The organism is Paenibacillus vulneris (assembly GCF_039543185.1).
GTDB classification, from domain to species: Bacteria; Bacillota; Bacilli; order Paenibacillales; family NBRC-103111; genus Paenibacillus_S; species Paenibacillus_S vulneris.
In genome coordinates this window covers 68520-83006 of sequence record NZ_BAABJG010000029.1, presented here as the reverse complement: position 1 = coordinate 83006, position 14487 = coordinate 68520, and the positions used below count along the sequence as shown (strand labels likewise).

General features: G+C 46.1%; 17 protein-coding genes and 1 pseudogene. 6 read left to right on the top strand and 12 right to left on the bottom strand.

Features of this window, described 5'->3' with window-relative positions:
• Positions 1-171 precede the first annotated feature (171 nt).
• On the top strand, positions 172-1305 hold the full coding sequence (locus ABEA66_RS25215; protein ID WP_345591874.1) for a DUF4261 domain-containing protein: 1134 nt from the start codon (positions 172-174) through the stop codon (positions 1303-1305).
• A gap of 103 nt (positions 1306-1408) precedes the next feature.
• On the opposite strand, the gene ABEA66_RS25210 is transcribed toward ABEA66_RS25215, so the two are convergent.
• The 4 genes and pseudogenes from ABEA66_RS25210 to ABEA66_RS25200 form a co-directional block, all read right to left on the bottom strand.
• Positions 1409-2119 (bottom strand): RQC-minor-1 family DNA-binding protein, encoded by a 711-nt coding sequence (locus tag ABEA66_RS25210; protein WP_345591872.1) that lies wholly within the window; start codon positions 2117-2119, stop codon positions 1409-1411.
• 97 nt (positions 2120-2216) lie between these two features.
• The gene (locus tag ABEA66_RS25205) at positions 2217-2471 is read right to left on the bottom strand and encodes a polysaccharide deacetylase family protein (protein WP_345591870.1); all 255 of its coding nucleotides are present in this window, start codon (positions 2469-2471) and stop codon (positions 2217-2219) included.
• A gap of 105 nt (positions 2472-2576) precedes the next feature.
• Positions 2577-2783 (bottom strand): annotated as a pseudogene (locus ABEA66_RS36415) (polysaccharide deacetylase family protein); the annotation flags it as partial.
• Positions 2784-2830: 47 nt separating this feature from the next.
• On the bottom strand, positions 2831-3811 hold the full coding sequence (locus ABEA66_RS25200) for a CgeB family protein (protein WP_345591868.1): 981 nt from the start codon (positions 3809-3811) through the stop codon (positions 2831-2833).
• Between the two features lie 90 nt (positions 3812-3901).
• On the opposite strand from ABEA66_RS25200, the gene ABEA66_RS25195 reads away from it, so the two are divergent.
• Positions 3902-4543, top strand: coding sequence for a polysaccharide deacetylase family protein (locus ABEA66_RS25195; RefSeq protein ID WP_345591865.1), 642 nt, complete (start codon positions 3902-3904; stop codon positions 4541-4543).
• Here ABEA66_RS25195 and ABEA66_RS25190 read toward each other — a convergent pair.
• From ABEA66_RS25190 to ABEA66_RS25170, 5 genes are all read right to left on the bottom strand, one after another.
• Positions 4526-5179 carry a polysaccharide deacetylase family protein gene (locus ABEA66_RS25190; protein WP_345591863.1) on the bottom strand — a complete coding sequence of 218 codons (654 nt, stop codon included), beginning with the start codon at positions 5177-5179 and terminating at the stop codon, positions 4526-4528. The two genes, ABEA66_RS25195 and ABEA66_RS25190, sit on opposite strands and share 18 nt — an antisense overlap.
• 25 nt (positions 5180-5204) lie before the next feature.
• A complete protein-coding gene (locus tag ABEA66_RS25185) occupies positions 5205-6185 on the bottom strand; it encodes a CgeB family protein (RefSeq protein WP_345591862.1) in 981 nt (326 codons plus the stop codon).
• A 187-nt stretch (positions 6186-6372) separates the two neighbouring features.
• Positions 6373-7101: a glycoside hydrolase family 75 protein gene (locus ABEA66_RS25180; RefSeq protein WP_345591861.1), complete on the bottom strand. Its 729-nt coding sequence runs from the start codon at positions 7099-7101 to the stop codon at positions 6373-6375.
• 159 nt (positions 7102-7260) lie between these two features.
• Positions 7261-8235: a diaminopimelate dehydrogenase gene (locus tag ABEA66_RS25175; RefSeq protein WP_345591860.1), complete on the bottom strand. Its 975-nt coding sequence runs from the start codon at positions 8233-8235 to the stop codon at positions 7261-7263.
• Between the two features lie 130 nt (positions 8236-8365).
• Positions 8366-8911 (bottom strand): 50S ribosomal protein L25, encoded by a 546-nt coding sequence (locus tag ABEA66_RS25170; RefSeq protein WP_345591859.1) that lies wholly within the window; start codon positions 8909-8911, stop codon positions 8366-8368.
• A 376-nt stretch (positions 8912-9287) separates the two neighbouring features.
• Here ABEA66_RS25170 and ABEA66_RS25165 point away from each other — a divergent pair, with 376 nt between their 5' ends.
• Complete coding sequence (locus ABEA66_RS25165; protein WP_079914686.1) at positions 9288-9551, top strand: AbrB/MazE/SpoVT family DNA-binding domain-containing protein; 264 nt, start codon at positions 9288-9290, stop codon at positions 9549-9551.
• Complete coding sequence (locus ABEA66_RS25160; RefSeq protein WP_345591855.1) at positions 9551-9952, top strand: type II toxin-antitoxin system death-on-curing family toxin; 402 nt, start codon at positions 9551-9553, stop codon at positions 9950-9952. The genes ABEA66_RS25165 and ABEA66_RS25160 overlap by 1 nt, the downstream gene beginning before the upstream one ends.
• A gap of 53 nt (positions 9953-10005) precedes the next feature.
• On the opposite strand, the gene ABEA66_RS25155 is transcribed toward ABEA66_RS25160, so the two are convergent.
• Positions 10006-11217, bottom strand: coding sequence for an MFS transporter (locus ABEA66_RS25155; RefSeq protein WP_345591853.1), 1212 nt, complete (start codon positions 11215-11217; stop codon positions 10006-10008).
• A gap of 146 nt (positions 11218-11363) precedes the next feature.
• Positions 11364-11666: an ArsR/SmtB family transcription factor gene (locus tag ABEA66_RS25150; RefSeq protein WP_079914683.1), complete on the bottom strand. Its 303-nt coding sequence runs from the start codon at positions 11664-11666 to the stop codon at positions 11364-11366.
• A gap of 113 nt (positions 11667-11779) precedes the next feature.
• Here ABEA66_RS25150 and ABEA66_RS25145 point away from each other — a divergent pair, with 113 nt between their 5' ends.
• The gene (locus ABEA66_RS25145; RefSeq protein ID WP_345591852.1) at positions 11780-11956 is read left to right on the top strand and encodes a hypothetical protein; all 177 of its coding nucleotides are present in this window, start codon (positions 11780-11782) and stop codon (positions 11954-11956) included.
• Positions 11957-12097: 141 nt separating this feature from the next.
• Here ABEA66_RS25145 and ABEA66_RS25140 read toward each other — a convergent pair whose 3' ends face one another.
• Positions 12098-13270 carry an acyl-CoA dehydrogenase family protein gene (locus ABEA66_RS25140; protein ID WP_345591851.1) on the bottom strand — a complete coding sequence of 391 codons (1173 nt, stop codon included), beginning with the start codon at positions 13268-13270 and terminating at the stop codon, positions 12098-12100.
• Between the two features lie 270 nt (positions 13271-13540).
• Between ABEA66_RS25140 and ABEA66_RS25135 the strand changes: the two genes are divergently transcribed.
• Positions 13541-14419: a transporter substrate-binding domain-containing protein gene (locus ABEA66_RS25135; RefSeq protein WP_345591849.1), complete on the top strand. Its 879-nt coding sequence runs from the start codon at positions 13541-13543 to the stop codon at positions 14417-14419.
• Positions 14420-14487 lie beyond the last annotated feature (68 nt).

Genomic DNA, 14487 nt, shown 5'->3' with positions numbered 1-14487 from the left:
TATACTGATTCAACTCCATAGTGTCAATTTGGTGTGGCTTATTGCAACGATTCCATCAGAGATCCTGCGATCAACACGGGAAAGAAGGTTAATCTTTTAGTCCCATTTACATCCAACTGCTGCTAGTATATACAAGAATAGAGAACTTAACTTGACCAGGGAGAGGATTAAATGACATCCCAGCAGCAAGCCGCTATGCAATCTATGATCAATTGGCTGTCGGATGAACGAGAACTCGGCCAAAAACCTAGCAAAATTGAAATTGCAGCTGAATTCGATTTGCATGGTATGCACTACTACATCTTCAAGTACAAAAAAACATGGCTGGGAAAATGGCTCCTTGGTGTCTGCGGCGGCTATGAGCATCCATCGGATACGGAGCATTGCGGCCATATCTTCAGCGAGATGCAGCCCTATGACCCCGCTACTGCGAAGCAGGAAGCTATAGCTATGGTAGAAATGATCCGCGAGTATTGGATGAAGCAGGCGGCAGCAATCGAGGCGGCTCAAACGCAAGAGGACGCTGCGGAGTCTCAGGACGAGCCCTCCGGAGGCTTATTTAACGGGTTCGTGCTGCTGAACTCTCCGGAATGCGATCTGGATCAGGTCAAAGAGAACCTGATGAAGGATTGGAATATCTCTTGTTCATCAGCATCAGGGGAAGGTGAGGGCCCTGAGGAAGAAAAGGAAGGAATCCTCGTTTTTGAAACGGACGGCTTCACTGCCGCTATAAGCTTTGTGGATGCTCCAATTCCAGACGGGGAGGCAGAGCATTATGCAGGAGGCAACTATCTCTGGCGGGAGGCCGCTGACGTTACCAAAACCCATGTGGCCCAAATCATTCTGGCTGTATTTACCCGCTCCGGCTCTCCGTTGGATAGCGGCAGGCTGTATACCAAGCTTGCGGCCAGCTGCTTGAAGCTTCCGAACGCAATCGGATTCTATTCGTCGGGTACCGTATTCCAGCCGGAGCTTTATGTGGAAATGGCTGAGCTGATGAAGTCAGATGATATGTTTCCTCTATTGAATCTGGTTCACTTTGGTCTTGTCAGAACGGACTCAGGAATGAATGGATATACCTGTGGACTGCGGCCATTCGGCAAGGAAGAGATCGAAGTGCTGGACAGTCAGGCTTCTCCTGCCGATCTGCGTGATTTTCTGATCAATATTTCCGCATATATCGTGGAAAGCAACGTCACTTTAAGGGACGGGGAAACCATCGGCTTTTCAGCGGAGCACAAGCTGCCGATTACCCGTTCCCAAGGCGTATATGTAGACGGAGAGAGCCTCAAAATCGAATATTAATCCCGAGACGTCAGGGAGGCGGAGGATTTCGATCCCCCGTACTCCCTTCGCTCGCTCCAGACCGTGCAGGCTGAACATCATCTTTATTTGAATAAGCTTCGTGCTAGCGGCATTGAGGGCACCGTTGCGGAAATTGCAGTCCTTCGCTCGTGTAATAATCCGGATTCGACTCGTCCAACAGGAACGGATTCCCACACTTCCCGCATGCTAATATAATGGGATTGTCGGACCGAAGGAGCAAGGATTGGGCCATCTCACCCACCAACTGGCCCCACTGCTTGTCATTCATTCCCTCACGTTGCTCCAACGCTTCAATCACATGCCGAATCTCCCTCTGAACCTTCTTGAATTCCACCTGCTCCCACAATCTCAAGTAAGGAATGTATTTCTTATTAGCGGAGCACAAGACTTTATACAGAAACAGGAGCATCATCCCCCGGTTCCGTTCTTTCAAATATTCCATACTGACCGGTGTTACGTTATGCTCAAGCCAATGATCCCACTCTTGTAAAAACTCTTGGGCGCGCTGTTCTCGTTCGACAGCCCATCCATACGGTGTGAAAATGATCATGGACAGCTTACCCTGTCTTTCCGTCCCCAAAAATCCCGTGTCTATCATAGTATCCACTTTGTCCATGATCTGCTCCAACGTAAGATCTCTGTAGAAACCATAAGAAGGGTTTTGATCCAGTCCTAGCTCCAATACTTTCCGCTCTTTCGAGCCTTTCAATATTTTGGCAAGCAACGTCCTTCCGCCTTGGGCAATGATATCGTCTGCTGCCCGCAAAATAGCGCGGTATTCCGTTTCTGGCAACGTCCTGCGGCTTCGCTTCATTTTGGTATCAGTCCTGTTATTCAAAGTATTAGAACCATAATACCACAGAAAGGTAAAAAAACTTTCAAGTTCCTGATTACCGAAAACGAACGGTAAATGATTTTTTAGACAGTACCTGGAATCTAAAGCCTTGCCTTCTCAGCCCTTTGATTACAGCCGGCAGGCATTTGGGCGTATTGGGATTGAAATCATGGAATAGGACGATGATTTTACGTTTGTTTTTGCTGCCGCGCAGTACATTGCGAATCATAGCTTCCGTGGTGGGACGAGGGATTTCGGAGTCGCCGGACTCGACATTCCAATCAAAATACCGGTATCCTCTTCTCGTCATGACTTGGTTCACCTTGGTCATCTGGGCCCTATTCCCATACAACGGGTTCACTGCGTTTTGGGACCCCCCTGGAAATCGAAAGATCTTCGGCTTTACATGTACTTGTCGCTGCAATAGGGACTCCAGCTTACGGAAATCCTTTAGAAATGCCGATATAGAGCTGTAAATGACCGGATAATTGTGAGAAAACGTATGATTGCCGATGGCATGGCCTTCTTGTACCATTCTTTTATACAAGCGAATTCCTTTGGGAGTACGGTTGCCAAGGACAAAAAAGGTCGCCTTAACCCCATGCTCCCTTAGCTGATCCAGAATGGCTCCTGTATAGCGGGCAGGACCATCGTCAAAAGTCAGATAAGCTACTTTAATAAGCCCGTCCTCCTAAGAATCGATAGCATACGTTTTGCCCGATTCGTGTAATTATGCCTATAAACCGTACGGTTCCCTTGCCTACGAATGCGTTCTCGAGCTGATGGGTGCTCTAGATAATGATGTACCAGCCGCACCGTATCTTTAGGCGAGGTCGACACTGCAAAATCGCGTCCCGGTTTACCGACCCGTCTTACCCCCGGTGTGTCGATGGTAAGAAGGAACCCCCCTGAACCTAATATTTCATAGGTTCGCTGGGTTACCATATCCCTGTAATTTTGCAGACCCAGCATGATTTGCGATGAACTATAAACTTGATTCGCATTTTGGTAAGGCAGCTTCCCATGTATCCAGCCTCGTGGAATGGTTTTACCCAAGTAAGGCTTCATCTTCTCCCAATCTGACCCGTAGAAATCTACCCGAATCCCTGCAGAAAGCAGCGGACGTATCAGAAGATTCAATGCCTTTCGCCGAAAATGCTTCGGATATCTGCTTAAGACTTGAGGATAGGCGTTCGCTACGACGGCAATTTTATGTCTATACTTTTTAAGCGGCTTTACCCTTCGATGAATACTAGGAGAAAAACCAAAATCGAGATGAGCCGCGCGGATACCAAGCTTCCGATAATATGCGGCTGTCCGGGCGGAAATGGTAAATACAAAATCCGGTTTCATTCTTCGGATCAACGGAAGTGTAAATTCTGCTGTGAAATTGGGATCCTCCGTTGACCAATAGATCAATGGAATACCCGAAATGCTGGCGTATTGGCGCATCCACCGCTGCTTTTCCTTTGTTTGTTCAGGGCCCCAACCCACAGTCATAAGCAGCTGCGGCTTGTAGGAGGAAATCAATGAAGCTATTTTTTTCTTGGTCAAGGGACCTGAAATCTTTACGTTATGACCCAAATCACGCAATCCATCAGGGAGCCCCCTCGACCAGATGGGCCCGCTTTCCAAAAAGAGAATTTTCATAGTCACTCCCCTTTGCAGGCCGCCACACAGTCAGGCTTCCCCGCTTTCGGAATATAATGCGAATGAATAACTTTTTAGGAGGAGATCCGTTTGGGCGATAGTGATGCTTTTTACCGTTTCCCGACAAATAAGCGATATATCGCGCTCACATTTGATATCGGATGGGGGAACCAGGTACCATGGACCGTACTGCGGGTGCTGCAGCAAAAAAACGTGAAAAACGCAACTTTCTTTTTGTCGGCCCCCTGGGCAGCCAAACATCCCCGATTAGCACGTAAAATTCATTCCCTAGGCTATGAAATCGGCTCGCACGGTTTTTTGCATCAAGACTATACCAAACACCGCGAAGATTGGATTCGGGTCCAGGTAAAAAAAGCGGAAAGGATCATAAAAAACGTGACAGGGGTTCGGACCCGATTGATTCGGACACCTTACGGCAGTATCAATGCCAAGGTTGTAAAAAAACTAAGAACGTTAAACTATCGAACGATCCATTGGAGTGTAGATTCCCTGGACTGGACCAATCCAGGGGTTGATGCCATTGCCAAGCGGGTACTCTCTCAGACTAAGGCCGGGGACATCATTCTTATGCATGCAAGCGATTCTGCAACCCAAACGGCGAAGGCCCTTCCGATAATGATAGACCGATTAAGAGCCAAAGGATTCCGGTTCGTCACGGTTTCCGAGCTCATAAACGGGCGAACCGGTTCTGGTTCATCGCGCGTTAAATGATTTTTTTCGGTTCGTTTTAGGACGAATCCCAGATAGCAGTTCATTCACGGTTACCAATGTGTAACCCTTCTTTTTTATTCCATCCAGAATAATGGGTAAGGCTTTCAACGTCTGGGGCCATGGGTCACAGCCGTGGAGCAATACGATCGCACCCGGATGTATATTAGGCAGCACCCGCTGAACGATTTTTTTTACATTCTTGTATTTCCAATCCAACGAATCCGTGTCCCAATGAACAATCGTTTGCTTTATGCTCAGCAGCTTCTTAATAACTCGCGAATCGAGGTCGCCGCTTGGCGTGCGAATCATATTGGTCTTGGCTCCGGTTGCGTTAACAATAGCCCGCTTGGCAGCTTTCACATCCCGCTCTATCCAAGCATTCGAATGAGAGGTGTAATCCTCATGACGATGTCCATGGGAAGCAATGTCAAAACCCATCTGCTGTATTCGCTTGGCAATACCAGGGTTGAGCTGTACCCACTCCCCAGTGACAAAAAATGTCGCTTTTTTTACGCCTCTTGCTTTTAATAAGGAAAGTAATTGGACAGGGACCCGATGACCGTAAGCCATATTGAAGGTTAAGGCGAGGATCCGTTTACGGGTCGGCACATTGTAGATAACGCGATTTATCTTCACGGGTGATCTTCTCTTTCTTTCCTTGTTATTTTAGAATGCTTCGTTTCTTTAGCTCAAGTATCATCCGAATGGCACGATGCTTGTACGTATGCTTGGCGACAGCCTGCTTGCCGGCTTTTCTAATTTGTTCCCTTTTGTCAGGGTGTTTGAGATAATATCTGACAAGCCGTACCGTTTCTTCCGGAGAGCGTGAGACAACAAGGTGCTTTCCCGGCTTAAAGAGCCGTCGTATTTCCGGTGTATCGCTTGTAATCAAGAATCCTCCCGACCCGAGGATTTCATAAGTTCTTTGCGTTACTTGCTTTAATTGGTTCTGCGGACCAATAATAATTTTCGCAGAGTTGTAAACCTTATATGCCTCTTGATAAGGCAAATAACCGTGAATCCACTTCTCAGGAATCCGAATGCCTAGTACAGGCTTGACTTCATTCCACTGCCTTCCCCAGAAATCGACCCTGATTTTCCTTTTTACCAGCGGACGAATCAAAGTGGTCAAGGACTTGATGCGAAAATGGCGAGGATATTTTTGTAATATTCGAGAATAGCCGTTGGCTACGATGGCGATATTGCTGCGAAACCCGGCATGCTCCCTCCCGTTCCTATGAACGTTCCGGTGGTGGCCGAAATCTGAATGAGCAGCGGGAATGCCCATTTTCTCGTACTTCTTTACCATGTCACGGCAGATGGTAAAGACAAAATCCGGTTTGACCGCTTTTACGTATGGGAGGGTGAACGTATGGTGATGCGTAGGATCTTCTGTTGCCCAGTAGACATGCGGAATGCCGGATCGGCCAACATAGTGCCGAATCCATTTGCGCTTAAGGGGGCTGTGTTCTTCCGTCCAACCCAAAGTAATGATCAAATGCGGCCGGAAATCCGCTATTAAGCGAGGAAGCTTTTTTCTCGTGAGAGGACCAGACACTTTCACCAGGTGTCCCGCATCCCGGAAGCCATTGGGAAGGCCATGAATCCACATGGGGTGGCTTTCTAAAAAAAGTACCCTCAAAGTCGGAACCCCCTGTTGTTATATTTCGCGGTCATTGCCTGTATCCAGGAAGCCTTGACCATAAAATAGATTATGCGTGCAGAATACAAAGGAAAGTTGTCCGTTCGCTGCGGGCGATGCCTAAATTCGGGCAACAAAAAAGCCGGCTTTTCGAAGCCCGGCTGGCGATAGGCGATACTATGTTTAACTAGCATTGCTGTACCTTTTTTAAAAGCTGAATCCCGCCCCATTCTCTGAACAGCCTTTGTGTCTTTATTATAATCTCCCTTCGGGTAGGTATGTGCCCATTTCCCCTTCCGGACTTCGGAAAAACTAAATAGAATACATTCTCTTGATTTCCTGTTCCGCCCGTTCTTGGATTCGAGTTGATGCCCAGCACTCTAGCTAATGCAATGGAGCCTTCACCAATACCAACATCCGTATCCGCGTAAACAGCAAAAGCCAATCTTCCATTCTTTATGTTATAAACTACGGCCATGTCACCCAAAACTGCACCAAAGTTTCTTCTTTGGGGCAAAACAATAAAGGGTATTTTCTCCGAATTCACATAAGCGTTCGGATCGGTAAAGCGCTTGTTAAAATCACTTAGGGCTGTTTGGGAAACATAAAAGCCAGGGGCGGGATCCGTACGTTTTTGTATGACCGGCCTTCCCGAAGGCTTGCCGTTGTGTGTAACAATCCCTACCCAATGGCCGGGTCTGCCAGCGTGGCTCAAATCGTCAAGCCCGGTATTTTGGGGATTGTAGGCGCGGGGGGATCCATCTGCGTCAATGTCCATGATGCTGCGGTAGAAAAATGCCGGAGGTTTATGCCCGGGAATCGTATAAATGAATACCTTTTTATTAAATCGGTTCAGCACGACGCCGATTCTACGCACCTTAACAGCTGCAGGCTTAAATTTTTTTATATGGATCATTCCTTCCGGTAAGAACCTTTATTGCCTATACTATTTTTATTTGGTGCGCATGGTTCCTATAAGCTCGCAGCGTGCATGAAAAAAGGGGCTTATAAATAGAAAAAACACCATTTCCATGATGTTTTTTCTATTTATAAGGGTGGGGAAATACCGAGCGCTTTACAGCAATTCCCTTCTAAGCTGCTCGCCCGATTTGGGGGATAAGTAGCTGAAAGGAATATCGAATGCAGTTTTTGCCCCTGTAAAGCCTTCCTTCGCAAATCTGCTGATAGCTCTGGCATAGGCTACCAACACGCTTCCCGTAAATTCGGGATTGCTGGCAAGGTTGAGTCCAAATTCGATAATCTGCTTGCTGTTGTCACCGGTCTTCCCGCTTCTGAGAACAAGTCCGCCATGAGGCATGGCGGAGTGCTTTTCCTGCAGCTCTTCTGCACTAATAAAGTTCACCCGAGTCTCATAATCAGCAAAATAATCCGGCATCGTGGTAATTTCATGTTCAATTCGGGACAAATCTTCTCCTGGCTCCACTACAACATAGCACTCTCTCAAATGCTTGTCCCTTGCGGTCAGTACCGGATCCTCCCCCCTTCTTACCTTATCCACCGCATCCATGCTGGGGATCGTATATTGAACCGCATTGTCGACGCCCCGAATTCGGCGAATCGCATCCGAATGCCCCTGGCTCACGCCTTTTCCCCAAAACGTATACTCGTTTCCTTCCGGCAGCACCGCCTCAGCGAGCAGACGGTTTAATGAAAATAAGCCCGGATCCCAACCCGTTGAAATCACACTTGCATGCCCGCCTCTTCTTGCCGATGCATCTACCACATCGAAATATTCAGGAATTTTGGCGTGCCTGTCGAAGCTGTCCACCGTATGAAACATGGAAGCGAAGTACGGGCCTTGCTCCGGTAAATCCGTTGCAGAACCGCCGCATAATATCATGACATCGATCTTTCCTATGTATTGTTCAGCTTCAGAGATGTGCTTGATTAGCCCTGTCGAGGCCATGTCCTCGGGCTGACGTCTCGTGAAGATTGCTGCAAGCTCCATATCCGGGTTTTGCCGAATGGCCTTTTCAACCCCGCGGCCCAAATTGCCATAACCCACGATCCCGACTCTTATCATTGACATATAATTCCCTCCACGCTTTTATATCAATCCTTGTCGTATCAGACAAGACCTTACGTTCAAACAAAAACATCGTGCCTGCAAGCAAATCGCAAGCACGACGTGATCTCTTTTTTACATGGTATAACGAAAGCTAAGGCTTAACGACGGAAAGCAGGAACTCGTGAGCCTCGGAAATCACTGTCACCTCAGACGCAAACTCCACGTCCTTGACGTATAAGGTTTCTCCAATGCCCATCGTGCTAATATCCAATTCCACTACATCCGGCAAATGCTTAGGCAATGCCTCTACCTCGACAGCCGAGCATTGAATCTGCACGACGCCGCCTTCCTTTGTTCCGATAGGAGTTCCTTTGAACTTGACCGGAATCTTCGTGCGAATGCGCTCGCCCATCTGAACCTGCTGAAAATCAACATGCAATAAATCCCTCGTCACCGGGTCCCGCTGGAAATCCTCCAGCAGTACGGTCAACGAGCCTTCTCCTTCAAAATGCAGCTCAATAAATCCTGACCCGCCTTGCTTCAGCCATTTTTGAAACTGGGTCGCCGAAATATGAATCCGCTCATTCTCCGCATGTTTTCTGAAAATAACGCCCGGCAGACGTCCGGATCTGCGCAGTTCCCGAAGTCCGGAAGAATTTAACGGTACGCGGGGTTCCGCTTGAAACCTTGTAGTCATGCTATGCTCGCTCCTTCTCATCAAATGATCTTTGCCTGCTGCCCACGGTCATCCAATATCCCCTTAACGGGGCTGCAAAGAGAAACATAGCATCACCACCTCCATGTCCTATCGAATCGATTTACAAGACATTTAATGTAAATTTCCCATAAATATGCACCAAGGCACCCTACTCCGAAAGAGTAGAATGCCTATGGGATACTTTTACCATATCATAGATATCCTGTTTTGTCGATCTGATCTAGATATGTAAAATTCATACTTCTATTATGCTCGTAATTGGATATGACCCGGTTATCCATTCATTTCAAAATATCATGTAATAATGTATAATTGTTATAACAGTTGAATAATATGATAAGGAGTTGATTACAATATGAGCAAGGTGATAGAAATGGAACGCAAAGTCTCGAAGTTTGGAAACAGCTTGGGCTTAACGATGACAGACGCTCTTAAACAACTCGGATTGGATGCCGGTGATTCCGTCCGTATTGAAGTCCATGAAAATGATGGGGAAATCGTTATTAAAAAAATCAATAAGGTAAATCTGCCGACTGGAATCAGCACTGATTTTCTAGATACCCTTTCCAAAGTTATGGAGGAGTATGACGAAACATTAAAAGGACTGAAAGATAGATAATGGACAAAACCCGGTTTATTACCGTCCAAGAGGTTATAGCTATTAACGTTGCTATGATACAAAAATATAGTCCCGGAGAACATATTGGTGTAAAAAACAACAGTCTATTGGAATCCGCTGTGTTACGCCCGCAATCATCAGCTTTTGGCAAAGATGCCTATGAAACCCTTTATGAGAAAGCGGCTGCGCTTTTTGAATCCCTCGGTCAAAACCATCCCTTTCAAAACGCAAATAAGCGAACGGCTTTTACTGCCCTGGTCATCTTCTTGCGGTATAATGGCAGTCATTTCATAATGGGCAGCAAAGACGCGGAGAATTTTACTGTAGATATGGTAAATCATAAGTTTGATTTTCAAGAGCTCACTGAGATGATTCAAAGGAGCTGCAGGATGTTAGAATAAACCAAGAGACACCAGCCCTGGAAGGCCGATGTCTCTTTTTTATAATTATCTGCTCATTCTTGAACAGGCTGTTCCTGCACACCCTGATATGTTTGCCTAGCTCCCTTGCTTTCTTTCATCATGCTGTTCAAGCTTAGAGCCGCAAGGATTGCGATAGCTACACCAATGGCTCCAAACCATGTGATCGAGGATAAGGATACCTGCTCAACGGCAATGGCTCCTATCCCTGCACCTGCCGCCATCGCGAGCTGCAGCATAGATTGATTGAGACCCAGCATAATCCCGGAGTATTCCGGCTTAATCCGAACCAGATTATATTGCTGCGTAGGACCGGTAGACCATGCCGAGAAAGACCATAAGATCAACAGTGCGGCAATGACGAACATATTAGCTGACACAGCAATCGCCAGCGAAAGCAAAATGAGAGCCGCGACGTGCACAGTCATTCCGCCGAGTAATGTGGTGGATACCCCCCATTTATCTGTGCTGTAGCCCCCTGTTTTGGAGCCTATTAAGCTTGCAATACCAAATGCCAATAAAACCCCGCTTAACATCCCCTCATTCACCCCTGCAACGTTAAGAAGATAGGGAGAAATGTACGTATAAGCTATTGAATATCCCCCTAACCAAAAGAGGGTAATAGATAAGCCAACTGCAACCTTTTTGTTTTTCAACAACGCTAACTGTTGCGTTAGAGGTACGGGGGCGTCCCCTTTAATTCGAGGAATGGTGTAGAAAAGAATAAAGACGGCTACCAGTCCCGCTAAAGCAATGAAACCGAATACCGATCGCCATCCGTATTCAGCAGCAGCCATTCGCCCAAGAGGAACGCCAATAATTAACGATGCCGTAAATCCCATAACGACCGTAGCGATTGAGCTTGCCTGCTTACCTGCAGGCGCAATTTTGGCTGCAATATCCAAGGCTGTAACCACCACCACTCCCGCTCCCAAAGCCATGATCACACGGGATATAATAAACAGTCCAAATCCAGGCAAAGCAAAGGACATCACATTGGCTAAGATGAATATTCCCAATGCTCCTACCAGCAGGTTCTTTCTATCCAGCTTTGATGTCAGGGCCATTGTAACCGGTGTGCACAGCCCATATACCAATGAAAAAATAGTTACAAGCTGTCCCGCCGCGGTAATCGAAATTGCCATCGAGTCCGAGATCTTATCCAGGACACCTGAGATCACATATTCGGACGTCCCCACTAAAAAGCTAACCAATGCTAAAAAATAAACCTTCCATGTACTAGACAAAAAAATCACCCATCCTTTACTATATTCACATCTATATATTATAAATTGTCGATGTGTTGAACCATACAAAAACATATCGTGATATGTCGATACGTTTTTCTTAAATAAAACTGAATTCTCAAGATGAGCATTCAGTTTAGCCCTGCTTATATTTCATTGTTCAGAAATGCGGCAATCTCACGCAGCTTTTCGTCATCCCTTGTATAGTAGGTGTATTTGCCAATGCGCTCTGCCTTGATCAGACCTGCCCGTTGAAGAATGGACAAATACTGGGACGCCGTGGATTGGGTCATATTTAATTTTTCAGTAACCTGACAGACGCATACCCCGGTTTTTCTCATATCAATCCCTTCATGGGGCTTAAAATGTTTTTCGGGTTCCTTTAACCACTGTAGAATTTGCAATCTCGACTCGTTGGACAACGCTTTGAAAATTTCGATGGGATTCATACATATAATCATATCGGGAATTATCGATTTGTCAAGGTTTCTTAACTTTATTATTTGCCCTGTTATGGTATTATTTGGTACAAACCTTGGAGAAATGGGGAGGGATATTCTGGATGAGGAAGTATCAAAGACTTATTAATGATTTGAATAACGACCTCGAATCGAATAATGAGACCTTGACCATACACATTTGGAGCACAGATGCTTTCCTTGAAAAAATGGACCCTGCACAGGCAGAAGATTGGAAGGAACAGTTTATTTTGAACATTATCCAGAAGGAAAAAAACTAACGGTAATGTCCCGAAATGCAAAAAACACCGACTGAATCGTCGATGCTATTCGCATTTATTGGGAACGAACTGCAGTTTAGCAAATCAGTGATCCGCCGCGTCATGGTGTGGATGTTCGGGCGTAAAGGCAGAAACCAGGCTTCATACTCGTGCCGCGGCTTTTAACTTATCCTGCTCGATGGCCGATAAGGCAATCTTTTGTATGGTAGCGTCATCCATAGGCGGATTATGCAAGCCGGCTCTTACATCCCGATAGTATCGCTGCAATGGATTGCTGCGGTGGATGCTTTTGATTCCCAGGATTCTCATCGCTTTGTCCACAACAGCAATCGCCGAATTGGTGACTGCATGTTTGGCCGCGCCGAGCTCGTTCGTGAGGAACGGTCTTCGCGATAAATCATCGTAGGCTTCGGCAGCACTATATAAAAAATGCCTTACTTTCATCAGCTCAAGATCCATTTCGCCTATCAGCTGTTGAATGTTAGCCAGCTGACTGATCGGCCCGCTTATACTATTAGGCGAATATTGATTGGCAAACCGGACCGCATAGTCTCTCGCAGCCTGCGCGACGCCCAGATAACAAGCCGGAATGTGGAGCAGCCAGCCGTTCACTTCTTTTCCTCTGCCAAGAATATCCGGTTCAACAAGCAGATCCTCATGGACAGTGACTTGTTCCAGGACAAGATCGTGGCTGCCTGTTCCCCGTAACGAAATGGTATCCCAAGTTTCATCAATTCTAAGTCCCTCTAAATCCTTATGTACCAGGAAGTACCCGATCGTCTCCGTTTCCTCTATCCATGCCGAAACAAGAAAATAAGTTAACATAGGAGCAAGCGATGTAAACACCTTACGTCCCGAGATCACCCAATGGTTCCCTTTTTTTATGGCCTTGGTCTCGGGGCGGCCGCCTCTTGTCGGGCTTCCTGTCTGCGCCTCAGAGGCAACTCGATTGATTAAGGCCCCCTTGGCAATTTCTTCAGCTATAAAATTCAGGTCTCGATCCGACCATAATTTTTTCTCAAACAGCTCCCCGATCACGGACAAATGCCACCCAATAGCTAAGGCAGTAGAGGCATCGAAGCTCGCGACTGTTTCCTGGAGCAGTACCATATCATATACGTTTAGCCCTTCCCCGCCATAAGCTTTTGGAAGTGTCGACCGGGTGTAGCCCAGTTCGATTAAATCTACTATATTTTCCGTAGGGAAGAGCCCCTCCTCATCGATTCGCGCGGCTTTATTTTTGAAATCAGCCTCCTTCTCGTATAGCTTGTTCAGCCATTCTTGTTGAATATCCCGCCGTATAAATAAATTCATCCTGATTCCCCCTCTATGCGATAAAAGTACCCTCTTGCCTAACGATCCAAAATATCATATAATTCCGATTGGATTTATTTAGTATTATGTTATTTCCAATGCCGGTTATTTGTCAAGAATGAAAGACACCTTTGATCTATTTTAATTCCTACTTTACTGATTGGTTTTCTTGTGTTAATATTTGGTTCATCAAAAAAAGGTTCACGTTGGTTTATCATTCTACCGGGTTTCTAACAAACTTTATAGATCATTTCAAAGGAGATTTGCGTGATGAGAAAAAAATGGTTATCTATGGCTGTCACTAGTTTAGCGTTGGTCACTCTACTGGCGGGATGCGGTTCAAGCACAACGGCTTCCACAGACGCATCGAAGGGCTCATCGGATGTTAAAGACTCCAAAGCCAGAGTCGTCAAAATAGCGTATGATCAAGCTTCCAAGCCTATAAGCTACACGGACGACAAGGGCAATCCAACGGGATATGATGTCGAAGCTATGAAGCTAGTAAGCCAATTACTCCCTCAATACAAATTCGAATTCGTCGGAACATCCAGCGACGACTTATTATTAGGCGTTGAACAAGGTAAGTATCAAGTGGGTATTAAAAATGCTTTTTGGACAGAGGAGCGAACCAAAAAATTTATTTTCCCCAAAGAATTTCTGGGCTTAAGCAGCACCGGACTTGTATTGAAGAAAAAGAATGAAAACATTAAAAACCTGTCGGATTTCGCTTCAGCCGGATTTACGCTAGCGCCTATTGCCGCAAATAACGCGCAATATACCATTATTGACGAATACAACAAGACGAATCCTAATAATAAAGTAAAATTGCAAGCCGGCGATTCGTTCACAGTGGATGTAGTTCAATGGGTAAATGAAGGGCGCGTGGACGGAGGAGTCATGATTGAAGGTCCTTTCCAAAAGCAAGTCACCGAGCCGGACGGCCCCTATTATAAGTTCAAGGATCAGATTGTCTACAATGAGTTCGCCGTAATCAAAACCTGGCCGTTGTTCAATAAGAAGGAACAGGAATTCGCAGATGCTTACGATGAGGCTATTAAAAAGCTGAAAAATGACAAGAAGCTCAATGAATTGAGCACCAAATTTTATGGCCGGGATTTGTTCGAGGTATTAAATGCCGTTAAAAGGTAATGGCCTATTGCCTAGCCAGTTTCCCAAAGTCAAATAAAAGCTTGTCACTTGAGTGGCAAGTTTTTTCG